Annotated in this window: 1 protein-coding gene; it reads left to right on the top strand. The window is 35.9% G+C overall.

Annotated features, from left to right (window positions below; all coding sequences use genetic code 11):
- Nucleotides 1–17: 17 nt before the first annotated feature.
- The coding region (locus E4T71_RS09280; protein WP_368773485.1) for a coiled-coil domain-containing protein at nt 18–379 on the top strand (362 nt) is incomplete at its 3' end.

Below are 379 nucleotides of genomic sequence, written 5' to 3'. Positions count from 1 at the left end.
GTGTATTATCGGCTCTAATGGTATGTTCCATTACCTTAACAAGCGTAGCGTTACCATCCGCAGCATTTGCAGATGAATACGATACAAAGATTCAACAACAAGATCAAAAAATTAATGCGTTAACTAGCCAAATGTCAGATGCAGAAGCAAAAGTTGCCGCGATTGAAAATGATATGGTTGAAACGGCCAAACAAATCGATACATTAACAGCTAAAAAGAACAAGCTATCATCAGAAGTATCTAAATTATATAGTGAAATTTCTGATTTGAATGTCCGTATTCAAAAACGTGAAGTACAAATGACAAAACAAGCACGCGATGTCCAAGTGAATGGTCAAAGTGATTCAATTATTGATGCTGTCTTAGATGCAGATTCAGT

Source organism: Streptococcus sp. WM07, assembly GCF_004570525.1.
In the GTDB taxonomy this organism is placed as follows: domain Bacteria; phylum Bacillota; class Bacilli; order Lactobacillales; family Streptococcaceae; genus Streptococcus.
Note: the sequence above shows the minus strand (reverse complement) of the source record. Positions and strands in the feature narration are given on the sequence as shown.